General features: G+C 58.6%; 27 protein-coding genes, 1 tRNA gene and 1 pseudogene. 7 read left to right on the top strand and 22 right to left on the bottom strand.

What is annotated here, in order from left to right; all coding sequences use genetic code 11:
- Nucleotides 1–152 precede the first annotated feature (152 nt).
- The 5 genes from AC4LE2_RS08660 to hpxX form a co-directional block, all read right to left on the bottom strand.
- Nucleotides 153–350, bottom strand: coding sequence for a CBS domain-containing protein (locus tag AC4LE2_RS08660; RefSeq protein ID WP_491825360.1), 198 nt, complete (start codon nucleotides 348–350; stop codon nucleotides 153–155).
- A gap of 225 nt (nucleotides 351–575) precedes the next feature.
- Nucleotides 576–1,277: a haloacid dehalogenase type II gene (locus AC4LE2_RS08655; RefSeq protein ID WP_491825359.1), complete on the bottom strand. Its 702-nt coding sequence runs from the start codon at nucleotides 1,275–1,277 to the stop codon at nucleotides 576–578.
- A gap of 313 nt (nucleotides 1,278–1,590) precedes the next feature.
- Nucleotides 1,591–2,427 carry a DMT family transporter gene (locus tag AC4LE2_RS08650; protein ID WP_491825358.1) on the bottom strand — a complete coding sequence of 279 codons (837 nt, stop codon included), beginning with the start codon at nucleotides 2,425–2,427 and terminating at the stop codon, nucleotides 1,591–1,593.
- 57 nt (nucleotides 2,428–2,484) lie between these two features.
- Nucleotides 2,485–3,879: an AtzE family amidohydrolase gene (locus AC4LE2_RS08645; RefSeq protein ID WP_491825357.1), complete on the bottom strand. Its 1,395-nt coding sequence runs from the start codon at nucleotides 3,877–3,879 to the stop codon at nucleotides 2,485–2,487.
- Entirely contained in the window at nucleotides 3,876–4,064 is a 189-nt protein-coding gene (gene hpxX / locus AC4LE2_RS08640; RefSeq protein WP_491825356.1) for an oxalurate catabolism protein HpxX, read from the bottom strand. Before hpxX ends, AC4LE2_RS08645 begins: the two co-directional genes overlap by 4 nt.
- Nucleotides 4,065–4,186: 122 nt before the next feature.
- Between hpxX and AC4LE2_RS08635 the strand changes: the two genes are divergently transcribed.
- The 7 genes from AC4LE2_RS08635 (at nucleotide 4,187) to hpxK (ending at nucleotide 10,639) form a co-directional block, all read left to right on the top strand.
- On the top strand, nucleotides 4,187–5,026 hold the full coding sequence (locus AC4LE2_RS08635; protein ID WP_491825355.1) for a MurR/RpiR family transcriptional regulator: 840 nt from the start codon (nucleotides 4,187–4,189) through the stop codon (nucleotides 5,024–5,026).
- Nucleotides 5,027–5,251: 225 nt separating this feature from the next.
- Nucleotides 5,252–6,046 carry a transporter substrate-binding domain-containing protein gene (locus AC4LE2_RS08630; protein WP_491825354.1) on the top strand — a complete coding sequence of 265 codons (795 nt, stop codon included), beginning with the start codon at nucleotides 5,252–5,254 and terminating at the stop codon, nucleotides 6,044–6,046.
- A 10-nt stretch (nucleotides 6,047–6,056) separates the two neighbouring features.
- Nucleotides 6,057–6,725 (top strand): amino acid ABC transporter permease, encoded by a 669-nt coding sequence (locus AC4LE2_RS08625; RefSeq protein WP_491828096.1) that lies wholly within the window; start codon nucleotides 6,057–6,059, stop codon nucleotides 6,723–6,725.
- The gene (locus AC4LE2_RS08620; protein ID WP_491825353.1) at nucleotides 6,722–7,378 is read left to right on the top strand and encodes an amino acid ABC transporter permease; all 657 of its coding nucleotides are present in this window, start codon (nucleotides 6,722–6,724) and stop codon (nucleotides 7,376–7,378) included. Before AC4LE2_RS08625 ends, AC4LE2_RS08620 begins: the two co-directional genes overlap by 4 nt.
- Nucleotides 7,359–8,096 (top strand): amino acid ABC transporter ATP-binding protein, encoded by a 738-nt coding sequence (locus AC4LE2_RS08615; protein ID WP_491825352.1) that lies wholly within the window; start codon nucleotides 7,359–7,361, stop codon nucleotides 8,094–8,096. The genes AC4LE2_RS08620 and AC4LE2_RS08615 overlap by 20 nt, the downstream gene beginning before the upstream one ends.
- 30 nt (nucleotides 8,097–8,126) lie before the next feature.
- A complete protein-coding gene (locus AC4LE2_RS08610) occupies nucleotides 8,127–9,365 on the top strand; it encodes a pyridoxal-phosphate-dependent aminotransferase family protein (protein WP_491825351.1) in 1,239 nt (412 codons plus the stop codon).
- A complete protein-coding gene (gene hpxK / locus AC4LE2_RS08605; protein ID WP_491825350.1) occupies nucleotides 9,362–10,639 on the top strand; it encodes an allantoate amidohydrolase in 1,278 nt (425 codons plus the stop codon). Before AC4LE2_RS08610 ends, hpxK begins: the two co-directional genes overlap by 4 nt.
- Nucleotides 10,640–10,928: 289 nt before the next feature.
- Here hpxK and AC4LE2_RS08600 read toward each other — a convergent pair whose 3' ends face one another.
- The 17 genes and pseudogenes from AC4LE2_RS08600 to rpmI all read right to left on the bottom strand — a co-directional run bounded on the left by AC4LE2_RS08600 (nucleotide 10,929) and on the right by rpmI (nucleotide 24,028).
- A complete protein-coding gene (locus tag AC4LE2_RS08600; RefSeq protein WP_491825349.1) occupies nucleotides 10,929–11,606 on the bottom strand; it encodes a DUF1989 domain-containing protein in 678 nt (225 codons plus the stop codon).
- 19 nt (nucleotides 11,607–11,625) lie between these two features.
- Nucleotides 11,626–12,285 (bottom strand): amino acid ABC transporter permease, encoded by a 660-nt coding sequence (locus AC4LE2_RS08595; protein ID WP_491825348.1) that lies wholly within the window; start codon nucleotides 12,283–12,285, stop codon nucleotides 11,626–11,628.
- Complete coding sequence (locus AC4LE2_RS08590; RefSeq protein WP_491825347.1) at nucleotides 12,285–12,938, bottom strand: amino acid ABC transporter permease; 654 nt, start codon at nucleotides 12,936–12,938, stop codon at nucleotides 12,285–12,287. The genes AC4LE2_RS08595 and AC4LE2_RS08590 overlap by 1 nt, the downstream gene beginning before the upstream one ends.
- A 3-nt stretch (nucleotides 12,939–12,941) precedes the next feature.
- Nucleotides 12,942–13,583: an urea carboxylase-associated family protein gene (locus tag AC4LE2_RS08585; protein WP_491825346.1), complete on the bottom strand. Its 642-nt coding sequence runs from the start codon at nucleotides 13,581–13,583 to the stop codon at nucleotides 12,942–12,944.
- A gap of 10 nt (nucleotides 13,584–13,593) precedes the next feature.
- Nucleotides 13,594–14,211, bottom strand: coding sequence for a DUF1989 domain-containing protein (locus tag AC4LE2_RS08580; protein ID WP_491825345.1), 618 nt, complete (start codon nucleotides 14,209–14,211; stop codon nucleotides 13,594–13,596).
- A gap of 8 nt (nucleotides 14,212–14,219) precedes the next feature.
- Nucleotides 14,220–15,065 carry a transporter substrate-binding domain-containing protein gene (locus AC4LE2_RS08575; RefSeq protein WP_491825344.1) on the bottom strand — a complete coding sequence of 282 codons (846 nt, stop codon included), beginning with the start codon at nucleotides 15,063–15,065 and terminating at the stop codon, nucleotides 14,220–14,222.
- Nucleotides 15,066–15,267: 202 nt separating this feature from the next.
- On the bottom strand, nucleotides 15,268–15,843 hold the full coding sequence (locus tag AC4LE2_RS08570; protein WP_491828095.1) for a MurR/RpiR family transcriptional regulator: 576 nt from the start codon (nucleotides 15,841–15,843) through the stop codon (nucleotides 15,268–15,270).
- A gap of 132 nt (nucleotides 15,844–15,975) precedes the next feature.
- A pseudogene (locus AC4LE2_RS08565) lies at nucleotides 15,976–16,077 on the bottom strand (MurR/RpiR family transcriptional regulator); the annotation flags it as partial.
- Nucleotides 16,078–16,712: 635 nt separating this feature from the next.
- Nucleotides 16,713–16,985 carry a hypothetical protein gene (locus AC4LE2_RS08560; protein WP_491825343.1) on the bottom strand — a complete coding sequence of 91 codons (273 nt, stop codon included), beginning with the start codon at nucleotides 16,983–16,985 and terminating at the stop codon, nucleotides 16,713–16,715.
- Nucleotides 16,986–17,185: 200 nt separating this feature from the next.
- The gene (locus AC4LE2_RS08555; protein ID WP_491823437.1) at nucleotides 17,186–18,445 is read right to left on the bottom strand and encodes an IS256 family transposase; all 1,260 of its coding nucleotides are present in this window, start codon (nucleotides 18,443–18,445) and stop codon (nucleotides 17,186–17,188) included.
- A 646-nt stretch (nucleotides 18,446–19,091) separates the two neighbouring features.
- Nucleotides 19,092–19,168: transfer RNA gene (locus AC4LE2_RS08550), tRNA-Pro, on the bottom strand.
- Between the two features lie 98 nt (nucleotides 19,169–19,266).
- The gene (locus AC4LE2_RS08545; RefSeq protein ID WP_168080663.1) at nucleotides 19,267–19,623 is read right to left on the bottom strand and encodes a MerR family transcriptional regulator; all 357 of its coding nucleotides are present in this window, start codon (nucleotides 19,621–19,623) and stop codon (nucleotides 19,267–19,269) included.
- Complete coding sequence (ihfA, locus tag AC4LE2_RS08540) at nucleotides 19,604–19,906, bottom strand: integration host factor subunit alpha (RefSeq protein ID WP_002553164.1); 303 nt, start codon at nucleotides 19,904–19,906, stop codon at nucleotides 19,604–19,606. The genes AC4LE2_RS08545 and ihfA overlap by 20 nt, the downstream gene beginning before the upstream one ends.
- A 3-nt stretch (nucleotides 19,907–19,909) precedes the next feature.
- Nucleotides 19,910–22,291: a phenylalanine--tRNA ligase subunit beta gene (gene pheT, locus AC4LE2_RS08535; RefSeq protein WP_491825342.1), complete on the bottom strand. Its 2,382-nt coding sequence runs from the start codon at nucleotides 22,289–22,291 to the stop codon at nucleotides 19,910–19,912.
- Nucleotides 22,292–22,318: 27 nt separating this feature from the next.
- Nucleotides 22,319–23,335 (bottom strand): phenylalanine--tRNA ligase subunit alpha, encoded by a 1,017-nt coding sequence (pheS, locus tag AC4LE2_RS08530; protein ID WP_491825341.1) that lies wholly within the window; start codon nucleotides 23,333–23,335, stop codon nucleotides 22,319–22,321.
- A gap of 108 nt (nucleotides 23,336–23,443) precedes the next feature.
- Entirely contained in the window at nucleotides 23,444–23,800 is a 357-nt protein-coding gene (gene rplT, locus AC4LE2_RS08525) for a 50S ribosomal protein L20 (protein WP_491825340.1), read from the bottom strand.
- A 33-nt stretch (nucleotides 23,801–23,833) separates the two neighbouring features.
- Nucleotides 23,834–24,028, bottom strand: a complete 195-nt coding sequence (rpmI, locus tag AC4LE2_RS08520; protein ID WP_009394045.1) for a 50S ribosomal protein L35 — start codon at nucleotides 24,026–24,028, stop codon at nucleotides 23,834–23,836.
- Nucleotides 24,029–24,055: the final 27 nt, after the last annotated feature.

Genomic DNA, 24,055 nt, shown 5'->3' with positions numbered 1-24,055 from the left:
TTTGTCGCTTTTAGCCTGGCATAGCCAGCCTATAACTAAACGCAACTATCTTTTATACCAACGGTTATTGCATTAAAGACAGGGCCAACGCCTATACAGCGAGCTGTTGGCCGGGCCATGAATGGCGCAGGAGATTGCAGGCGTGCCCACAGTTAATGAGGCCGTGCGACCTGCTGTTGAAAATCATGTGTGTCCGCACCGCTGTTGGTGACGTTAGCGAGGCTGAGAATGCCTACCAACCGCTTATCGCGGTTCACCACCGGTAACCTACGCTCTTGCAAGTCACCCATGTTCTGGGCAACGTGTTCCACATCTTCATCGTCGAAACAGTAATGCACCCCTGAACTCATTAACAGGACTTCCTCAAGCTAGAGCGGGCAGTATTAGCCCGTACTAGTCTGAGTTAGCTAATAAAGAAAATGTCCATCGGATGTCACCTTGTACGACCCTCGGTAGCAATCACGCTAAAACGTTACAAATATGCCGTTTCGTATAAGACGGCGCTGTTGGGCAGTCGACAAAGATACGGGAGCGCGGTGGTCAGCGCCCGTGCGGAAAACCCTGACTAGGTTCAGTCATGAATTAGGTTGGGTTCGGGGGCTGGAATGATTATCTGAGGCAATGAGCTGCTTGGCCACCTCATAGACGTCTCCACCTATCAGGTCAGGTTGCATGCCAACGGGATTGAGTACCTTGCCTGGACGCTCCACAAATGCAGTCTTGCATCCGGCATGTGCCGCGCCCGCGATGTCCCAGGCATGTGCAGCGACCATCGTCATCTGCTGGGTGGCAATGCCTAAGCGCTGGGCAACCATCTGGTACGCCTTCAGCGCTGGCTTGAATTGGTTGATTTCGCCTGCCGACATCACGTAATCGAAGTGGGCCATCAAGCCGGCTGACGTGAGCTGCTGCTGCACCGCCTCTAGCGCGCCATTACTCAAGGCCACAAGCACATACCCGCCGTGTTTTAACAGTTGCAGCGCTTGAGCCACATCCTGATGCGGCGGCAAGGCCTTGAGCCCTTCGGCAAGTGCGTGGCACTGGGCTTCGCTCACACTCACTTGGTGCCGCGCGCCAACCATCCTCAAGGCGCCTTGGGCCAGGTCGCTGAACGCCTGATACTGGCCCGTGATTGAGTTGGTCATCCAACACTCCTCCAAGGTCAGAAACCATTCAGTGCGTAAGCGGCTGTTGCCAAACAACCTCTTAAAGAAAGGGTCCAGCGCTGCCATATCCAGCAAGGTCTCGTTTACGTCAAAAACCAGGGTGTTGGGCATGTTCTCTCCATCATAGGGGGCCGATTACAGGGGCCACGCCGGGGCGCTCACTTATCAGTGCCCCTTATCAGCAAGGCCGTGAACGATTTGAGAGGCCGTATCGCGTCTAGGTTCAGCTAGACATAGGCGGCCCCTCACCGCCATTTCACCAGACCGCCTTGAAAGTTGGCTATTTTTTAACCTAACCCCGCCAACGCCAGTACGCCTTGCCCTCCACGTCCAAGAAAGCGGCTTATCCACAGACTAATCCCCGGATTTTGTGTATAGATTTTTCAGCTTAAGCGCAGCGGATCCTGGCAACGGGTGGGCGCGCCTACCGAGAGTACCCGATACAGAGCGCACCCAGCGCCACGACAGCGCAGGCCAGAATACGCCAGAGGGTTAACCGCTCGTGGAGAAACACCCTGCCGATCAAGGCTGCGAACACGACGCTGGTTTCACGAAGCGCCGACACTGGCCCCATAGGGCCTCGCGACATGGCGAAAATGATAATGCCGTAAGCAACCATCGATACGATACCGCCCCCGGCAGCGACCCACGTTTCCCGCTGCCCTCTGATGAGGCCACGCCAGCCTCGCCAGGCGACATACACCCACACCTCCAGCACGCACCAGATCAGGCACATCCACAGGGTGTAGCCTACCGGCGTGCCTGATAGGCGAGCACCGATGCCGTCTACCACACTGTACGCGCCAATGAAGCACCCGGTGCCCAGTGCGTACAGCAGGCTCACGCGACCGATCCCGCGCCCTTGGAAGGCCAGCGAGAAAATGCCCGCGCAGATCACCAACACGCCGGCCATTTCCAGTGGGCTGGGAAGCTCGTGTGCAAATACCGCAGCGCAGAGCGACACCAGAAGCGGTGAGGAACCCCGCGAAATGGGATAGGTTTGCCCAAGGTCGCCATGCCGATACGTGCGGATCAGAAAGAGGTTATAACCGACATGCAGCATCCCCGAGAGCACTGCATACACCCAGCTGGGCGGCGAAGGCAGGGGCGCAAACGGGATCAGCCCGAGGCACAAACAGGCGATCCCCAGGCACATCACCGTCATGGACCAGAACTTGTCTTCTCCCGCACGCAACAGCGCATTCCAGCTGGCATGAAGCACTGCAGCCAATAGGACGATCAGGCTAATCCCTAGCGACATGCTGACTCCGTAGTTGGATCGACCGAGCGCCCTCAACGGGGGCGGAGCCTGCCAGGATTACGCCTGATCGTGGGCGTTGATCCAGGTGAGGCCTTCGCTTTCCAGTACCTTGGCTGCACGTAGACACGCCTGTTCGTTAAAGGGGGATGCGATCAACTGCACGCCTATCGGTAAGCCATTCGCACAGCGCAGCGGCACACTCACCACTGGAAGCCCGAGGAATGAGATGGGCTGGGCCAGCATTCCCATACTCGCGCGGATCGGTAGGTCAGTTCCACTGATACGCATGGTCTCCTGGCCTATAGGTGTGGCGCAGGTGGGCGTGGCGGGTGCAATCAGAATATCGATCCTCTCGAACAGCGGCAGCACCTGGCGCTGGAAGTGCCTACGAAAACGCTGGGCTTGCACATACCAGGCACTGGGAATCATCGCGCCTGCCAGCAAGCGCTCACGAGACAGCGGCTCGAACAGTTCCGGCGATTGGCGCAGCGCCGGCAGGTAACTATTACCGCCTTCAGAGGCGCTCACGATGAAGGCGGCGGTACGCGCAAGCTCGGCGTCGGCCAGTACAACGCCTTCGTTTGCGCCCAACGCCTTGGCCACCTGCGCCACTGCTGTGCGGGCACTGTCGTCGCACCACTGCTCGAAGTAGCCCCCCAGCACTGCGCAGCGAAGGCCATTGAGCCCTTGCCTGAGCAACGGCAGCACCGGTTGGGGTGCTTGTGCGGCCTGAAAAGCATCATTGGCATCATGCCCTTGCAGCAGGTCGTAGACGTGGGCCAGGTCATCCACTCGCTGCGCCAGCGGGCCAATATGGTCCAGGCTCCCTACGAAGGGGTGCGTGCCGCTGCGGGACAGCCGCCCAAAGGTAGGCTTCATCCCAAAGACGCCGCACAACGAGGCAGGCACCCGTATCGAACCGTTGGTATCACTGCCCAAGGAAAAATTCACCAGCCCTGCCGCTACCGCCGCGGCCGAGCCACCGGAGGAGCCGCCAGCGATGAGCGCCCTGTCGTGTGGGTTACGGGTAGCGCCAAAATGGCTGTTCTCGGTGGTGAAGCCGTAAGCGTAAGCGTCCATGTTGAGCATGCCCGACAAGAGCGCACCACTGCTTGCAAGCCGGGCCACCGCCCAGGCGTCCTGGCTGGCTGGGGCATTTGCCTGCAGCAAGCGCGCACCTGCGAGGGTCGGGAACCCGGCCACGTCGAACAGGTTCTTGACCGCATAAGGCACGCCACATAGGGCCGGCAGCGCGAGGCCCTGCTGGCGCTGGCGGTCCAGCGCATCGGCCTCATTGCGCATGCGGCCATGGGTGATCTCGGTCCAGGCATTGATGGACGGATTCTGGCGCTCGATCTGCGCCAGGCTGTGCTCGGCAATGTCCCGAGCACTTAATTGCCCACTGCGCAGCAGACCCTGCAACTGGGCGATCGACAGCGTTGCTGGATTCATGCCTTGTACACTCCAGCAACTTCCACATGGTGGTCCAGCGGATAGGCCATTAGCGGCTCGGCCATCGCCGCGATGCGGCTGAACTGGATCAATAACTCGCGTTTGCGCTCTTCGTCCAGCGCTAAGCCAAGCATGTGTTCCATCTGGGCGATATACGTTGCCCAATCGGCCGGGGTCTGTGTCATGGTCAATTCCATTCTGGCGTAAATACTCAATGGCGGTAGCAAATACCAACCCTGGATATTCATACCTGCAAGAGACGTGCTATATCATCGGCTCACTGGAACAAAAGTTACAAGGCGCTTTCATGGATCAGTTGGACGCTCGTCTTCGCGGTCACTATTCGCAGCTTTCTCCTCAGGAACAACGCATCGCTGACTTTGTACTTGACCACTACGATGACCTGGTCAGCTACAACAGTGCGGAACTGGCCCGAGTGACCGGCGTGTCCAAGGCGACCGTCAGCCGCCTGTTCAAGCGCTTGGGTTATGACAAGTACAAGGATGTGCGCGAAGAACTGCGCGGCTTACGCCAAAGCGGCATGCCTGTAGCGGATAGCCGCGAGGTGGTACAGGGCAATACCCTGCTGGCCAGGCACTACAAGCAGGAGCTGGCCAACCTGGCCAAGTGGGTCAATGCCATCGACGCGCAGCAGTTCACTGAGGTTGTGCAAGCGCTGGGTAACAGTCGGCGGGTGTTTGTGGTTGGCATGCGCAACGCCTACCCTACGGCCTTGCACCTGCGCCAACAGTTACTGCAGGTCCGTAGCGCCGTGCATGTGTTGCCCCAGCCTGGTCAAACCCTAGCCGAAGAGCTGGTAGACCTGCGCGATGATGATTTAGTCGTGGTGTTGAGCTATCGCCGGCGCCCGCGAAATGTCCAGCCGCTGCTGCAAAGTCTGCATCGCCAGCACATACCTACCCTGGTGATCTGCGAGCCTCAGGCGCAGGCAGTGATCGCGCTGGCCCGTTGGCACCTCTGTACTCCGCTAGACAGTGTGTCAGCCTTCGACAGTTATGCCAGCGCCAACAGCCTGATCAACCTGCTGGTAAACGCCGTACTGCATGATCAGTTGAGCGAAGGCAGGCAGCGTATCCATCAGATCGCTACCCTCTATGGGGACCTGGACGAGCTGGAACAGCGTTAAGCACCAATACAGGTCACCTAGCCATCTAAAGCGCCAAATCGGCGCTTTTTTTAGAGATACACCACAGCACACTTTGTGTCTGACTTCCCCAGCAGCCTGGGTTCAAACGCGCCTACTACTGCCCGCACAGGGCCCAACCCAAGGCGGGTCGAGGCTAAGCACTTATGGCACGTTGGTTGCAAAAAATCTTTAAACGGATCTTTCGTTTCATACCCATTGAAAGGAATGTCGAGCATGAAGAAGACGCTGACCGCGTTATTGACTGGCGCTTTGTTGTTGACTCAAGCCGCCACAAGCTGGGCAGACCAGCTACAGGACATTGAAAAGCGCGGTGTGATTCGTATCGCCGTGCCTCAAGACTTCCCTCCCTTTGGCTCGGTGGGTACCGACCTGCAACCCCAGGGCTATGACATCGACATGGCAGAGTATCTGGCCAAGCAGATGAAACTTAAGTTGCAACTGGTGCCGGTCACCAGCGCCAACCGCGTACCTTACCTGCAAACAGATAAGGTTGACTTGGTCGTGTCCAGCCTCGGCAAGAACCCTGAACGCGAGCAGGTGATTGATTTCAGCGACGCTTATGCGCCCTTCTTCCTGGGTGTATTCGGTAGCAAGGACAGCAGCCTGAAAGATGCGGCCGGGCTGACAGGCAAGTCCATTGGCGTAACCCGCGGGGCAGTAGAGGACATGGTGCTGACTGAAGTGGCACCGCAAGGTAGCCAGCTCAAACGCTACGAGGATAACAACACTACCCTGTCGGCCTACCTCTCCGGCCAGGTGGATTACGTTGCCACGGGCAATGTGGTGGTGGCCGCGATTGCCCGCCAGCATGGCGATCAGGCCCCAGTGGCTAAGTTTATGCTCAAGGATTCGCCCTGCTACATCGGCCTGCGCAAGAACGAGCCGGCACTGCAGCAGAAGGTCAATGCGCTGATCAAACAAGGTATGGAAGACGGCACCCTCAATCACCTGTCCGAAGAGTGGATGAAAGCGCCGCTGCCGGAAAACCTGGGCGCATAAGGGTGTAGTGATCATGGCTCAGCTGAACTTTCCTGCCCTTTGGCCCTATTGGCCAGAGCTGCTGCACGGGCTGTGGGTAACGATCCAGCTCACCTTCTTCGCCACTATCGGTGGCGTGGGGTTGGGCCTTCTGGGGGCGGCCCTGCGTAGCGGGCGCCCCACGGTGTTCAGCCGCCTGTGGGGCCTGTACGTCGAACTTATTCGTAATACGCCCTTCGTGGTACAGCTGTTCTTCATTGTATTTGGCCTGCCCAATCTGGGTTTGAAGCTAACGGCAGGAGAAGCCGCGCTACTGGCCATGCTGATCAACTTGGGCGCCTACTCCACCGAGATCATTCGGGCAGGCGTTCAGGTCACCCCCCATGGCCAGTGGGAGGCTGCAAGGGTATTGGGGCTGAGCCGTGTGCAAACCTTCTTGCGCGTAGTATTGCCACCGTCGCTGAAGCGCATTTACCCGGCGCTGGTGGGCCAATGCATCATCGTTATGCTGGGCTCATCGGTGGTTTCGCAGGTGTCTCATGAAGAGCTTACCTTCGCCGCCAACCTCATCCAGTCGCGCACCTTCCTCAGTTTCGAGGTGTACCTGATAACGACGCTGATGTACCTGGCGCTGTCGATCGCTATGCGTCAGTTGCTGCTGGCAGTCGGGCGCAAATGGTTTGGAGAGCAGCCATCATGACGACCTTTACCGACTGGGACATCTTGCGCAACCTGCTGCTGGCCGCGCGTTGGACGCTGCTGCTATCACTGACCGCGTTCATTGGCGGCACTCTGGTAGCCATCCCTCTGGTGATAATGCGGCTGTCCAAGCGGGTCTGGCCCCATCGGTTGATCCGCGCCTATACCGAGCTATTTCAAGGCACCCCTCTGCTGATGCAGTTGTTCCTGGCCTTCTTCGGCGTAGCGCTGCTGGGAATCGATGTATCGCCATGGACTGCGGCGGCCCTGGCCCTGACCTTCTATACCAGCGCGTTTCTAGTGGACATCTGGCACGGCAGCATCCGGGCCCTCCCCAGAGGCCAATGGGAAGCCTGCCGGTGCCTAGGCTTGGAGTTCAGCCAAACCCTGTTGCGGGTCATCCTGCCCCAGGCGGTACGCATCGGTGTAGCGCCCACCGCAGGCTTTGCCGTACAGGTAATCAAGGGCACCGCTTTGGCCTCGATCATTGGTTTCGTGGAGCTGACCAAGGCCGGCACCATCCTTAACAACGTGACCTACGCGCCGTTCAAAGTGTTCGGTCTGGTGGCCTTGGGGTATTTCCTGATGTGTTATCCACTGTCGCGCTACAGCCAGTATCTGGAGAAGAAATTCAATGCCGCTCATCACCATTGATCAGGTACAGAAGTACTACGGCGACAACCACGTACTTAAAGGGGTCGACCTCGACATCGAGGTCGGTGAGGTGGTGTCCATCATCGGCCGCAGTGGTTCGGGCAAAAGTACCTTGCTGCGCTGCATCAACGGGCTTGAAGGCTATCAGGAAGGGAGCATCAAGCTCGGTGGCATGACGATCACCGACCGTGATTCCCAGGCGCCGACCATCAGCCGCTCGGTAGGCATGGTGTTTCAAAGCTTCAACCTGTTTCCCCACATGACCGCCCGCGAGAACGTGATGCTGGCCCCGCGCAGGGTGCTGAAGAAAAGCGACGCAGAGTGCCGAGAACTGGCGGCGCGGATGCTGGAAAAAGTGGGGCTGGGCGACCGCATGGAGTATTACCCGGCTAACCTTTCAGGCGGCCAGCAGCAGCGCGTGGCCATTGCCCGAGCGCTGGCGATGGCGCCTAAGGTTTTGCTGTGTGACGAGATCACTTCGGCCCTCGATCCGGAGTTGGTAGGCGAAGTGCTCAAAGTACTGGAGCAGTTGGCTAAGGAAGGCATGACCCTGATTCTGGTCACTCACGAAATGAATTTCGCCCAGGAAGTGGGAGACCGTGTGGTGTTCATGCACCAAGGTCGCGTTTGGGAGCAGGGCCCTGGCCGGGCGCTTTTCGCCAACCCGCAAACCGCTGAGCTCAAGCAGTTCATTTCGTCAGTACGCGGCCTTAACTGACCCTTGAAAACTTTCAAAAGAAGCGATTCGATGAATACCTCGCGTTTGCCCGTCAATCCACCGCAACGCCTGCTTATGGGGCCAGGGCCGATCAACGTCGACCCGCGCGTGCTGCGCGCCATGTCCACCCAGCTGGTTGGCCAGTACGACCCCGCCATGACCCACTGCATGAATGAAGTGATGGGGCTGTATCGCGGCGTCTTTTATACTCAGAACCCGGCAACACTGCTGGTCAACGGCACCTCGCGGGCCGGTATCGAAGCCATTCTGATGTCGACAATCCGCCCCGGTGATCGGGTACTGGTGCCGGTGTTCGGACGCTTCGGGCTTTTGCTGTGCGAGATCGCCAGGCGTTGCCGCGCCGACGTACACAGCATCGAAGTTCCCTGGGGGGAGGTGTTTACCCCTGAGCAGATCGAGGACGCCATTAAACGGGTCAAGCCACGCCTGCTGCTGACCGTGCATGGCGATACCTCCACCACTATGCTGCAACCCCTGGAGGCGCTGGGTGACATTTGCCAGCGTCATAACGTGCTGTTCTACACCGATGCGACGGCCTCCTTGGCTGGCAACCGGCTCGACATCGACGCCTGGGGGCTGGACGCGGTGTCCGCTGGCCTACAGAAGTGCCTGGCTGGCCCGCCTGGCAGTGCGCCCATCAGCCTCAGCCCGGCCCTGGAAGCGCTGATACGTCGGCGTAAATGCGTCGAAGCGGGCATTCGCACCGCCGCTCACCAAGACGGTGAAGATGAGATGATCTACTCCAACTACTTCGACTTAGGGATGATCCTCGACTATTGGGGCCCCGAGCGCCTCAATCACCATACCGAGGCCAGCAACGCGCTGTTCGCCGCCCACGAGTGTGCCCGCGTGATTCTCGAAGAAGGGCTGGAATCGACTATCGCCCGCCACAAGCTGCATGGCGACGCCCTCCTCGCAGGCATTCGCGGCATGGGCCTGGAAACCTTCGGCAACCTGGACTTCAAGATGAACAACGTGCTCGCGGTGGCCATCCCCGCAGGTATCGATGGTGAACAGGTACGCAGGCTGCTGCTCGAAGATTTCGGCATTGAGATCGGCACCTCCTTCGGCCCGCTGGCGGGCAAGGTATGGCGCATCGGGACCATGGGCTACAACGCCCGCAAAGACTGCGTAATGCAAACACTCTGCGCGCTCGAAGCCGTATTGCAACGCCTGGGCCGCCCTTCGCCGCAAGGCGCGGCCATGCAGGCTGCCTGGGATCATTACGGTCGCGAGCAATACTTATGAATGACCGGGCGTTCGACGTCACAGCAGTAGCGGCACGGGTAATGACGCGTTGCGACGAGTTGGCGCTGATCAGCGAGACGCCCGGCCTGCTCACACGTGTTTATTTGTCGCCCGAGCACCTGCGCGCCAACGCTTTGGTAGGCGAGTGGATGCGCCAGGCTGGCATGCAGGTATGGCAGGACGCGGTCGGGAATATCTGCGGTCGTTACGAAGGACAGCGCCAAGGCGCTCAGGCGGTACTGCTTGGCTCGCACCTCGACACGGTGCGCAATGCCGGGCGCTACGACGGCATGCTCGGGGTGATCGCTGCCATTGAGGTGGTGCAGCACTTCCACGAGCAAGGTGTGCGCCTGCCGTTGGCCGTTGAAATCGTAGGCTTTGCCGATGAAGAAGGCACTCGCTTCGGTATCACCCTGCTGGGCAGCCGAGGCTTGGTTGGCAACTGGCCTGAGCAATGGCTTGAGCAGACCGACGCCGAGGGCACCCGCGTAGCCGATGCGATGACCGTCGCAGGCCTGCAGCCCGCTGCAATCTTGACCGCGGCCCGCGCGCCCAGAGACTTTGCAGCCTACCTTGAGCTGCACATTGAACAAGGCCCCTGCCTGGAGCGCGAAGGGCTGGCGCTCGGGGTCGTGACTGCGATTAATGGCGCTCGCCGCCTTAATTGTTCCTTCGTGGGTCATGCTGGGCATGCCGGAACGGTGCCCATGAGCCATCGTCAGGACGCCCTGGCGGCCGCCGCGCAATGGATGGTGTGGCTAGAGCAGCATACGCGCGACAGTGGCCCCCAACTGGTTGCCACGGTCGGCACCCTGCAGTGCCACCCTGGGGCGGTCAACGTTATACCCGGCGAGGTTTCCCTGACCCTTGACGTTCGCGGGCCCGAAGATCAGCCCCTGGATGCGCTGCTCGGCCGTTTGCTCAGCGGCGCTCAGGACATCGCGCAGGCACGTGGCTTGGTGTTCAACGCCGAGATCTACTACAACATGTCGGCCACAGGCTGTGACCGAGAATTACAACATAGCCTCGAACAGGTAGTGCAATCCGTTCAGGGGCGCAGCGTGTCATTGCCAAGCGGCGCCGGCCACGATGCTATTGCCATGGCCGAAAAATGGCCCGTAGCGATGCTGTTTGTGCGCTGTGATCGGGGCATCAGCCATCACCCCGCCGAGGCAGTCCTGGCACAGGACGTAGGGTTGGCGGTGCAGGCCTTGAGCCAATGGGTTCAGGCCATCGGTGATGGCGCGGGCTTGCAAGGTTTCCCCTCAGCCTGACCCCCTGTTAGTGCCGCAATAGGCGGCCCCGCGCGGGGGACCCGCCTGGAAACGCAGCGCAGAGCCTAAGCCCTCTAGAGGCCGGCCACCCTGCCGTCACTGCGCGGGGCCGATGCCCCTTCGAATGTGCCGTCGGCACGCCGGACAAGCGCCCCAGCATGGCCCATGACATCACTGAAGGCTTCGCTAATCACCTCCACATCATACCCTGCGCTGCGCAAGGCCTCGACCAACGCTGGGGCCGCACGAGCCTCAAGCTTGAGGTTGGTGCTTGCCTCGCCCAGCGCTCTTAACCAGGGGTCGCGTGCACGTGCGCCGGTACCCAGGGCCCACGTACCGGAACGTCGCTATAGGCGTTATCGAGTACGCAGAGGCTCACGTCCTTAGGCGTATTGTCCTCCTCCCCCTGGATACTGACGATGTCCTGCGGGCAGGCAGAGAACGCAACGAAGCAATCCATCTCGGCGCGCAGGGCAATGTAGTCACCCGGCCGCGTGACCGTGGGCAGGGTATGTAAGTGAATGTTGTCTGGCTGTACGCGGATGTTCATGAAAATATTGAACGAGGCCAGGTTGCGCCGCGGTGGGGTGACGCCCAGTTCAAACATGCCCTCAAAAAGGTTGTCTGCGCAGTTGCGGTGGTAATGGGTGCAGCCCAGCAGTTCGTATCTGCGACGATCGCAGGCCGCCATAAAGGTGTCATGTACGCCGGGTGACGTGTCTTCGACAACAGTCAAAATCGGATGCCGCTCGCTGGTCACGAAGCTGTCACCCACCACCGGGTTAAGGTGCTGGTTGTAAACACGGGTAGTCTCCATGCACATGTATTCGTTGAGGTCATAGGCGTTCCAGGCCCAGCAATCGACCACTTGGGTGCCGTAGGTGTTGATGACTTGAACCGACTGGCCTGCGCGCAACCGAACGGCCTTGCCGTGGCCAGCGGGAATAACAAGGGATGGGTTAGACATAATGATTACTCGTGGAGGGTTAAGCTGGGCGATGGCGCGTAAGGTGCCGCTCGAGCGAGCCGGCGAGAGCGTCTATCGCCAGCGTGACCAGCCAGTAGCACAGGGCTACGGCCAGGTAAATTTCCAGGGGGGCATAGCTTTGGGAAATAGCCTGTTTGGCGGCGTACATGAATTCTTCAACGGACACGATCGACAGCAATGCCGAGTCCTTCACCAGGCCGATCAATAGCCCCGTGGTTGGGGGAATCGCTATGGGCAGTGCCTGGCGCAGGGCCACCTCCCGAAAGGTGCTCCAGCGCGACAGCCCGAGTACACGGCAGGCCTCGAACTGCCCTCGCGGGATTGAGGAAAACGCTGCCCGCAACACCTGCGCAAGGTACGGCCCGTAGTACAGCGCCAAGGCAGTCACCCCCACCACCGGCGAGGACAGCGTGATGCCGTACTCGGGCAGGATGAAGAACATCACATAGATCAATATCAGCAATGGCAAGCCTAGGATGAAATCGCAATAGGCCCGGCTTAGGCGTCTGAGCAGCCAGCTGCGGGTGCAAAGGTCGATCCAGGTCAGCCCTGCGGCAAAGCCGATTGCTGCAATGGCGGCCACCAATGACAGCGCCAGGCTGTACGCCAGGCCGTCCAGTAACGCCGGTGCGTATTTACCGATGACGGTGAAATCCATCAGGTTTTCCTCGCCTTGTTCAAGCGCGCTTCCAGGCCACGGGCCAGCAGCAGTATCGGCCAGCAGATCAGCAGGTAGCCGAGCACGATGGGCATCATCACTGGAGTGGCTTCGTAGGTTCTGGCGATGATCAGTTGCCCGGCGTAGGTCAGTTCAGTTACCGCGATCACCGAGGCCAGGGGTGTAGTTTTCACAATCAAGGTAAATTCATTCACCAAGGCTGGCAGGCTGGCGCGCAGGGCCTGGGGCGCCAGAACGTAACGCCAGCATTGAAAACGTGTGAGCCCGGATACCCTCGCGGCCTCGCGCTGGCCACGGGGTATAACGCCGTAGTTCGCCCGCAGGATTTCGGCGGTATAGGCCGCGCTGTTCAGGCCAATAGCCAGGATCGCCGCCAGCACGGGGTGGCCGCCCAACCCGATCATGGGCAGCGAGAAGAACACTAAAAACAGCTGCACGATGGAGGGCGTGCCGCGCATGAAGCTAACGTAGAGCCCGCCCACTTTGCGCAAGAACCAGAAGCGCCGCTCGCGTAACCACCAGATCACATGGCCGAACAAAAAGCTGATGATCGCCGCGGCGGCCGTCAGCTCAAGCGTGACCAGCAAGCCGGCCGACAACTCTGATATCACCTCGAGCAGGTGTGCAAGCACGGCTTACTCCGCAAAGTCACTCAGGTTTTCAGCCACTGAGAGGGCGATTGCGCCAGGGCGGTCGTTGCCCGCAATCCCCGTACAGCAGGTCGATACCACGAACAGCATGTCCTGAACCACCCGGCAGGTAATCGCGTCGCCAGCCCGGACGGTGTTCGGCTGCGGGTGGAGGCTGCCGTCACGCTCAAGGCTTACGTGCATGAACAGGTTGACCGGGTCCGGCAGCTTCGGCTGCTTGCGACCCAGACGGTCCAGTTCAGCCTGCAGCGCCTCCACGCAACCTGTCCCCTCATAGCCTTTGTCGCGCAGATAGGCCGTGGTGGACGCCGGCAGTAGCAAGTCGTGCTTACCGATGCTGTCCTTACCCAGCACCATAACGGGCCGACGCCGGTTGTTCACCAAGCGCATGCCCGAGCCGAGCAGGTAAGAATTACTGAACACACGGGTGTGATGCACTGAGAGGTGGATCATCGGGTCAGCGTCGCTGAAACCAAACAGGCTCGCGACGGCGCCATTTTCCAGGGCCTGGATACGCAGCAACTGGCCACGCTTGACTGCGATCGAGCCGGCGCTTCCGGCCGCTACCTGGATACGACGGGTCGGCAGGGGCGCACGATCGGCGATGTGATCTTTCATAATCAGCATGGTTCGGTCCTCAGGCCTGGGCCGGTGCATCGTCGGTGATGCGAATGTCGATGGGCGTTACCTGCAGGCCGTTACCCGGGATGATGTCCTGCGGGCAGGACGATACGGCGCAGACCAGGTTTTTCAGTGCTTTGAATACAACGTAATCGCCAGCGCGGCTGATTGGGTCTGTGACCTGCATGCGGCCGTCGGCGGTCACCGGGCCGTTCTGAAACAAATTAAAAGGCTCGGGCACATTCACCGCCAGTACGCCGTAGTCGGCCAAGCCTTCGTGCATGTTTTCAAGGCAGTTACGGTGACCGTCTACCCCGAAATCGACACTGAAGCGGGTCGCATCACAGGCCGGTACGTTGGCGTCGTGTACGCCAATACTATCGGCCAGCACTTCTAGCAACGGCTCATCCTGGTTGGAGTACAGGCAGTGGCCTACCTTAAAGAACAGTGAGCTCAACCGCCGCCGGGTATGCACGGGCGACAGGTACTCAGCGGTATCGCCCAGGACCATAGCGACGAAATCTGCAGCTTGCTGGCCCTCGGCGTCGACCACGGTGATGTATTGGCCTGCGCGAACTTCGAAGGTACGGCCATGGCCGGCAGGCACATGGACGTGGTGATGTTGACAAGACATTGGCTGGCTCACTTGGCTGGAATGAAATCGGCGGACGGCAATTCGAAGGTGACGCCAAGGTATTGCTGCTGCAACGTTGCCAATTCCCCCGAGGCCTTCAACGCAAGAATCTCATCGCTGATCACTTTGTTAAGGCGCTCGTCGCCCTTGCGAGTAGCCCAGCTGATCCACTGGCTGTCACCCAGCTGGCCCGCTTGTTTCAGCTTGCCCGGCAGCTTCTGGGAAAGGCCGCCTAATACCGTAATGTCGTCGAATACAAAGTCGGCACGCCGGGTCATCAGGGTGGCCAGGGTCTGATCGACGCTATCCACGCTGATGAGCTTGATAGGCTGCAACCCCTTGGCCTCCAGCTCGGTATTGAACTGCTTGAGCAAGCGCTCAGGCGCTGTAGTGGTTTTTACCGCAGCTGTAAGGCCTGCAAGCGACTCGACCGTCAGCGGGGTCGCAGCCAGGCGCTTGTCGTCAGCACGAACCAGCACAGCGTTAACGCTCTTGCCGAAGGGGGCGGTGAACAGCACCTTCTCCGCACGTTCGGCGGTCACGTTAAGGGAAGACCCCTCAGCATCCACCGAGCCTGCGATCAGTGCAGGGATAATCCCGCTGAAACCCATCTTCTGATATTCGAGCTGAACACCCAGTGTGGTGGCTACGCGTTTCATGATTTCGGGGGTATAACCGGTGATAGTGCCGGCGGCGTCGGTGTATTCGTAAGGCGCGAAGGTGGGGTCGATGGCGACCACCAGCTTACCTTTGGCTTTCACGTCATCGAGGGTATCGGCGCTGGCGCAGTGGACAGCAAAGCCCAGGGTCAGCGCAGCTAAGGTGATGGCAAAACGGGAACTAAGGGTCTTCATAGCAAGTGCCTCGGCTGTGGAGGTGGCCAAGATCACATCGCAGGAAGTGTGCCAGAGTTCAGCCATGAGGCCCTCGAGCCCGGCAAAGTCTTTAGAAATTGACGTTTCCTTATATTAATTTATGGAACATACGTTTCTTCTCCGGTTGCTATTTTGCCCAAGTACGCTCCAATGCTGGGCGTGGTCGCCTTTATTTGGTGCTTTATTCCTTCGCGTCTAGCTCATTGAGTTGCTGATGAAGCAGTTCAGCGCGCTCCAGGTGGGATGCCGTGCGCCCGCTAAGGGCCTTACCTACCAGCGAACACAGCAGGTTAGTGATTGCGGCGACGCCTGCATTGCTGTCGAACATCAAGGTACTTTCGGTATGGCACCGAACGACCCAGCTCGCCAGCCGCGCTGGGCTGCCCGCCATCACGTCCGCTATATAAAGCAAGGGCATGCCCATCTCCGCCATGGCACTCATGCTGGCCTCCAGGGCTGGCATACGCCGCCGCAAGCCAATGCAGATAGCCAAGTCCTCCTTGCCCAACACCGCGAGATACTCCGCCAGGCTATCGCCTGGGGCCGGTAGCAAGAGTACGTCGCCGCGTACCTGAACAAGGTTGCTGCGAAACATATGGGCAATGGCTTGGCTGTGGCGAAACCCAATGATCACCACACGCCGAGCATTGGCAATCGCCTGGGCCGCGGCCAGCAGTTCCGGGCGGTTCAGCGATTGGTAAGTTTGATAGATATTGTCCAGCTCCTGATCCAAATGGTGCTGAATCAAGTCGTCCATAGAGCGCTCAGTACGCCCGCGATGCTGCAGGTAAAGTGGCGACCCGCTTCTATGGGAATCCCGAGCCTCACGTCGAGCCTCGTCGTAAGAGGCGTACCCCAACGTGCGGAAAAATCGCGTGGTAGTTGCCTTCGACACGCCTGCACAACCTGCAAGCTCTGTTGCTGTTTGCATTGCCATCTGACCCGGTGAAGCCAGAATCACATCCGAAAGCTTCTGCTCCACTGAGGTCATCGCATCGTAGCGCGCCTTGATCCGGCCTTCCAAAGAAGTAAGCCGAGCTGCTACCTGCTGGCTTGATTTAATAGATGACATTGGAGGGACTCTAGCGCAGTCGGGTTAAAAGGAGCCTATGTAGGGAGATCCTATCAAAACCTAGGACGTGCGCTGAGGCCGAGATCCATCAAACCTGGCGCTGCCCCCTAAAAAGGGAACATGCAGACGGAGATAACGCACACCCCGCCATGCCAGAGTGATGAACGTACCTGCACCGACAACACTGTGTAAAGCGGGACTCACATCGGCGGGACCTCGCGCGATGGAACAGGTGTGCTCAGGTGGCCGTGCTAGGCTCTGTACGAAAAGGTTTGGAACGAAGGTCAGGCCGGGCCGCGTAGGCGAGGAAGCGGACCGGGCTGGCGATCCACCGGGCTGGCGATCCACCGGGCTGGCGATCCACCGGGCTGGCGATCCAGTTTACTGGTCGTAAATGAGCATTTCCGAGCCTGACCGGCCGTGCCGGTTTTTAACGCAGCATCACCGAGTGCCAATACTTTACGTACAGAGCCTAATACTGCCGAGCAGAAGAAGGTATAGCTAACCCGCAGTCTGCCTGGGTGACCCGCAGAAACATCAACATGCCAATTTGACTATCTGATGTTGGCACGCTTGGCAACGCGTTGAGCCAAAGGTACACACTGGTCCGCGTACGCCTGCGGCACGGGCTCCAGGGCCATCGACGACAGCTGACCCGCCGCCTGGCACGCCGAGTGCCAGCGCTTGTGTGCCTCTGTCTGCCAAGCAAAAGCTTCTTCCCACGCAGCAGTGCCGATGCTGCCACGCTTGGTCAGCTCTGCCACTGCGATCATCGCGTAGCGCAGCTCCCGAGCCGTTTCCGTGAGGTGTTTGATCGCTGGGCTCATGCCGGTGCCTACTTCCTGAGTGACGGATAGACAGTCATAGACCAAGTAGGGCGGGTTTGCCAGTGTGATTTGGGTAACTGGCTGGCTGTTAGATCAAATGTTGTACGACCAAAGGAAAACCTGTAAAAATTATAAACTTGGGGCCTGTCAGATTTTTTGTGTGCGGGCCAATAACGGCCTGCCGTTAGGCAAGCCATGCTTTACCAGGTCGGCCTGATAAATCGATCTCCGTACAGAACTGCGAACTGATTCATCGCGCTTTTCCAATCATGGGCTGCGTTGCCCCATTTGGCCGTGATATTGCGTAACCCCAGCCAGATCAGCTTGGTCGCGGCCTCGTCGGTCGGGAAGTGACCTCGGGTTTTAATGATCTTACGCAACTGCGCATTGATGCTCTCGATAGCGTTGGTCGTATAGATCACTTTGCGGATGGCAGGCGGGAATACAAAGAATGGAATGACTCGATCCCACGCGCGTCGCCAAGCCGCCACGACTGTGGGGTACTGCTTGCCCCAGGGCCCCTGTTCAAAGGCATCCAGCGCTTGCTCGGCCGCTTCGGCGGTGACTGCCTGATAGATCGGCTTGAGCGCCTTGGCCAATTCGCGGCGCTTATCCCAGGCCGCGTAATCAAGGCTGTTGCGGATTAAATGAACAATGCAGGTCTGCAAGGTCGTCTCTGGAAACACGGCGCTGAGGGCTTCTGGCATGCCTTTGAGGCCATCGGTCACCGCGATCAACACGTCTTCGACGCCGCGTGTCCTGAGGTCGTTGAAGACCTTCATCCAAAACTTGGCGCCTTCCGTGGTTTCGATCCAGATACCTAGGATATCGCGGGTTCCGTTGGGCAATACACCCAGCGCCAGGTAGATCGCCTTGTTACGGACCAGCCCCTCTTCACGGATTTTGACCCGCAGGGCATCGAAGAAAATAACGGGATACATCGGCTCCAGGGGCCGCTGTTGCCACGCGCCGATCTCTGCCATGACCTCGTCAGTTACAGAGCTGATGAAGTCCGGCGACACGTCCGTGCCGTACTGCTCGCAAAGAAACGCACGGATCTCTCTGACGGTCATGCCACGGGCATACATGGCGATGATCTTGTCGTCAAAACCGGTGTAACGGCGCTCGTGCTTGGGAATCAGGATGGGGGAGAAACTGCCATCTCGATCACGCGGAATCTCCAGCCGAATCGGGCCATCGCCGGTTAGAACCGTCTTGCCGCTTTTACCATTGCGCTGGTTGGTTTCATCCTCCGGCCGCTGCGCGCCCGATGGATAGCCCAGATGGTGACCCAGTTCGGCACTCAGGGCGCGCTCGATCAAGGCCTTCTTGAACGCCGCAGAAGCCATCTCGATGGCATCGGCGGTCATCAGCCCTTCACCGAAAGACTCAAGCAACTCTTTCGGGATTTTGGGCAGATCTCTCAGTGGTTGGCGCGCAGGTTTCTTTTTGGTCGGCATACAGGCTCCTTTCGCTCATGTTATGCCCGAACACAAAATTTCTGACAGTCCCTAAACTTGTAGCGCTTTATCGATAAAACCTCTACCACGTGTTCCTATTACAGCCTAAATCCTTATACATTTTTATTGAGTAAAAATGCTTTAGAACCTATAGACAGTTCCAAATTTATATTTTCTGGTCAAGCGTTAAAAACATGGCAAGGGGCCAAAAAATTCCAGCCTTAGCAAGGTTAAAAAACATGTCTTACCGGCCCACTCGGCAGGATTACGATACAGCCCTGCGCTTTCATATCGTTAATCACCGCTACGCTGTCACCTTCAGCGAGCGGGGGTTCGCGCTAACGTTACGGTGTCCCGAAACGGGATCAGTGGACGCACAGACAACGCTTTTTGCAGAGGTCTGGGCTAACAAAGAATCCTTGGAAGGATACATGGCCCAGTTGCCGCCTGTGAGTGACCAGGCGGGCGTACCGGACCCCTTAGATAATCAGGCATGAGCGGAAGGATAGTGTTCAGGCGACAGCGTTGTTTGAGTTGAACGCTGGGGTAGAAAACGTTGCGGTGTAGTTTTGCGCCAGTTTTGCGCAAGCACAAAAAAGCCGATCTAGCTGATCGGCTTAAGTGTCTGATTTTACTCAGGAATAAATGGTCGGGACGGAGTGATTCGAACACTCGACCCCTTGCACCCCATGCAAGTGCGCTACCGGGCTGCGCTACGCCCCGACTAGGCGTTTTAAACCTGCTCTCGTTAGCAGCGAGAACGGGGAGAAAGATACCTTAACCTTTTGAATTATGGAAGCTTTTTCTCCGCTTTTTTTCGCCTACTTCTTGAGCACGTGCAACACATCTTCCAGTTCGCTGATCATTTGGCGGATCAACTGCTTGTATTGGGTAGTGTCGTCCTTGGCTTCATCACCGGAGAGGCGCAGACGTGCCCCGCCGATGGTAAAGCCCTGATCGTACAGCAATGCCCGAATCTGCCGGATCATCAGCACATCCTGGCGCTGATAATACCGACGGTTGCCGCGACGCTTTACGGGGTTAAGCTGAGGAAATTCCTGTTCCCAATACCGAAGCACGTGCGGCTTTACCGCACACAAGTCGCTGACTTCACCAATGGTGAAGTAGCGCTTGCCGGGAATCGGCGGGAGTTCGTCGTTATGACTTGGTTCCAGCATAGGCTTCCACTCGGGCTTTCAACTTCTGCCCTGGACGAAAGGTGACGACACGGCGTGCGGTGATCGGGATCTCTTCACCCGTTTTCGGGTTGCGGCCCGGCCGCTGACGCTTGTCTCGGAGGTCGAAGTTGCCGAACCCGGATAACTTGACCTGTTCGTTGTCTTCGAGTGCATGCCGGATTTCCTCGAAGAAGAGCTCGACCAATTCCTTGGCTTCGCGCTTGTTCAGGCCCAGCTCCTCATAAAGACGTTCTGCCATCTCAGCTTTCGTCAGAGCCCCCATACGTCACTTCCTTAACGTGGCGTTCAACCTGTGTTCGAGTGAGGTGAGGATTTCCGAAGTGGTCGAGTTCACCTCATCGTCGGTAAGAGTGCGCGATGGATGCTGCCAGGTCAAGCCAACGGCAAGGCTTTTTCTATGTGGATCAACACCTTTACCCTGGTAAACGTCAAAGAGCCTGAGGTCAGTGAGCCACTCCCCTGCATTCTCACGGATTACCTGCAACACCGCTTCGCCTGCAACCGTTTGATCCACGACCAATGCCAGATCACGACGCACTTCAGGGAAGCGTGATAACTCCTTAAAGGCTGGAAGCCGCCCTTCCACCACGGCCTCTAGCAATAGCTCAAACACATACACCGTTCGATCCAAGCCAAGCTTCTTCTGCAACTCTGGATGCAACGCGCCCAAGTAACCTACCTCTACCCCGTTACGTTCGATACGGGCTGTTTGGCCAGGATGAAGCGCAGGATGAATGCCGGGCACGAATTGGAAGGCTGCCAATGCGCCCGCCTGGCCTAGCACGGCCTCGACGTCTGCCTTGATATCGAAGAAGTCGACTTTGGCGTCACCCTGGGCCCAGCCTTCAGGAAGGCGGCTGCCGCAGACCACGCCAGCCAGCATAGGCTCTTGCTTGAGCTCACCCAACTGGCCAACGAAGCGTAGGCCGCTCTCGAACAGCCGCACCCGGCTCTGCTGCCGGTTGAGGTTGTGCTCAAGTGCCTGAATCAACCCTGGCCAGAGCGAAACGCGCATGGCGGCCATGTCCGAAGAAATCGGGTTGGCCAGCATAAGCGGGGTGACGCCTGGGTTAAACAGCTCGAAGCGTTTGGGGTCGATGAAGCTGTAGGTGATTGCCTCCTGATAGCCACGAGCAACCAGCAAACGCCGCAGCGCTGGCAACTCGGCCTTGGCTTCAGTGCGCAGTTGCGGTGCCAGCCGTGCCTGAGGGTAACGAACCGGCAGGCGGTTATAGCCGTATAACCGGGCCAGCTCCTCGATGAGGTCCACTTCGAGGCTGATATCAAACCGATGACTCGGTACAGTCACCGTCCACTGCCCTTCTCCCTCGGCACTGACACCCAGATCAAGGCCTTCGAGCAGCGACTGGATGGTGGCTGTGCCTAGGTTCAGGCCTAGCATTTTCTCGACGCGCTCGGCGCGCAGCACAATAGGGGGGAACGACGGCAGGTCCGCTTCGCTGGTCACTTCGACGATAGGCCCGGCGTCACCGCCCGTAATTTCTAACAGCAAGGCCGTCGCACGCTCCATGGCCAGGTGGGCCAGGTTGAAGTCCACGCCGCGCTCATAGCGGTGCGAAGCATCAGTGTGCAGCCCATACGAACGGGCCTTGCCCGCGACCGAAATAGGCTCGAAGAAGGCGCTCTCCAAGAAGATATCCCGCGTAGCTGCGGTATTCACGCCACTGTGCTCGCCACCCATTACGCCTGCAATAGCCAGTGCTCGAACATGGTCGGCAATCACCAGCGTATCGCTGCGCAGTGCGATTTCCTGGCCATCGAGCAGTACGAGCTTTTCGCCCTCCTCGGCCATGCGCACGCGGATACCCCCATTGATGTGAGCCAAATCAAAAGCATGCATCGGCTGGCCCAACTCAAGCATCACGTAATTAGTGATGTCTACGGCCGCATCGATGCTGCGTACTTCTGCGCGACGCAGGCGCTCGACCATCCATAGCGGCGTCGGCCGAGTGAGGTCTACACCGCGTACCACACGACCCAGGTAACGCGGGCATGCGGCCGGTGCCAGTACCTCTACGCTCACCACCTCTTCGATGGCCGTGGCCACCGAAGGGATCTGCGGCTGAGTCACCGGGACACCATACAGCGCGCCTACTTCACGGGCCAGGCCAGCCATTGACAGGCAGTCGCCACGGTTGGGCGTCAGGCCTAGCTCAATGATGACGTCGTCAAGCTCCAGGTAGTCGCGCATGTCCTTGCCAACCGGCGCGTCATCGGGCAATTCGAACAACCCGTCGTTGCCCTCGCCTACATGCAGCTCAGCTTGAGAGCACAGCATGCCGTTGGACTCGACACCGCGAAGCTTGGCCTTTTTGATCTTGAAATCGCCAGGCAGCTGCGCGCCGATCATGGCGAATGGAATTTTTAGGCCGGGGCGTACGTTGGGCGCCCCGCAGACCACCTGAAACGTGTGATCGCCGCTGCTTACCTGGCAGACGCGCAGCTTGTCAGCGTCCGGGTGTTGTTCAGTGGACAGTACCTCGCCCACTACGACCCCGCTAAACGCCCCTGCCACGGGGGCAACGCTATCGACTTCCAGCCCGGCCATCGAGAGGCGGGCCACCAAGTCATCGCGTGACACCTGCGGGCTCACCCAGCCCCGCAGCCATTGTTCACTGAATTTCATACTGTTCTCCTGAAAATGTCGTTACGGCTAGCGGAATTGCGCAAGGAATCGCAAGTCGTTGTCGAAGAACAGGCGAAGGTCGTTTACACCATAACGCAGCATGGCCAGCCGCTCGGCGCCCATGCCAAACGCAAACCCGGAATAGGTCTCCGGGTCAATCCCGGACATGCGCAGCACATTGGGATGAACCATGCCGCATCCCATCACTTCCAGCCACCCGGTCTGCTTGCAGACACGGCAGCCGCCGCCGCTGCAGATCACGCACTGAATGTCCACTTCCGCCGAGGGTTCGGTAAAGGGGAAGAACGATGGCCGGAAACGCACGGCCAGCTCTTTCTCGAAGAACACGCGAAGGAATTCTTCGATGGTGCCTTTCAGGTCAGCGAAGTTGATGTCACGGTCGATCAACAACCCTTCCACTTGGTGAAACATGGGAGAGTGGGTCAGGTCGGAATCGCACCGGTATACGCGGCCAGGGCAGACAATGCGAATAGGCGGCTGCTGGGTTTCCATGGTTCGCACTTGCACCGGCGAGGTGTGGGTGCGCAGCAGCATGTTCGCGTTGAAATAGAAGGTGTCGTGCATGGCACGCGCCGGGTGGTGGCCCGGAATATTCAGCGCCTCGAAGTTATGGTAATCGTCTTCTACCTCAGGGCCTTCGGCAATGCCGTAGCCGATATGGGTGAAGAACTGCTCGATGCGCTCAAGCGTGCGGGTAATGGGGTGAAGCCCCCCCGTAGCCTGGCCTCGCCCCGGCAACGTAACGTCGATTTTCTCAGCCGCCAAGCGCGCGTTGAGCGCAGCGTGCTCGAACTCAGCCATACGGCCATTGAGCACCTCGGTCACGCGTTCCTTGGCCTCGTTGATCAAGGCGCCAACCTTGGGCCGTTCCTCTGCTGGCAAATTACCCAAGGTTTTCATAACCTGGGTCAGCTCGCCCTTTTTGCCCAGGTACTGAACCCGGATCTGCTCCAGGGCATTGATATCTTGCGCAGTGTGCACGGCCTCCAAAGCTTGGCTGACCAGCGCATCCAGGTTTTCCATGTAAAGGCTCCAGATACGAAATAGGGGAAGAGCGCAGGCCCTTCCCCTATTCAAAGACGTTCAACACCGTTGCTTACAAAAGCAGACAACGGTGATTGTCGGGGGTACTTAAGCCAGCGTGGCTTTAGCTTTCTCGACAATCGCAGCAAACGCCGCTTTCTCGTTCACTGCCAGATCGGCCAGTACCTTACGGTCGATCTCGATGGCTGCCTTTTTCAGGCCAGCGATCAAACGGCTGTACGACAGGCCGTTGGTACGAGCACCCGCGTTGATACGGGCGATCCAAAGAGCGCGGAACTGGCGTTTCTTCTGACGACGATCTCGGTAGGCGTACTGGCCAGCCTTGATGACGGCTTGCTTGGCAACACGGAATACGCGTGAACGCGCGCCGTAGTAGCCTTTAGCAAGTTTCAGAATTTTCTTGTGACGCTTACGGGCGATGACGCCACGCTTAACACGAGCCATGAGTTATATCCTCTATCTTTGACCGAAACCGAATCAACGAACGCGCAGCATGCGCTCCACTTTTGCAACGTCAGACGGGTGCAGCAGGCTGCTACCACGCAATTGACGCTTACGCTTGGTGGACATCTTGGTCAGGATGTGGCTCTTGAAAGCGTGTTTGTGTTTGAAGCCGGAAGCCGTTTTCAGGAAACGCTTCGCGGCGCCACTTTTAGTTTTCATCTTTGGCATGTTCGGTACTCCGCATTCAGTGAATTA

The sequence above is a fragment of the Pseudomonas sp. 9.3L genome (assembly GCF_058536285.1).
The sequence above is the reverse complement of the archived record's forward strand: the minus strand, read 5'-3'. Positions and strand labels throughout refer to the sequence as shown.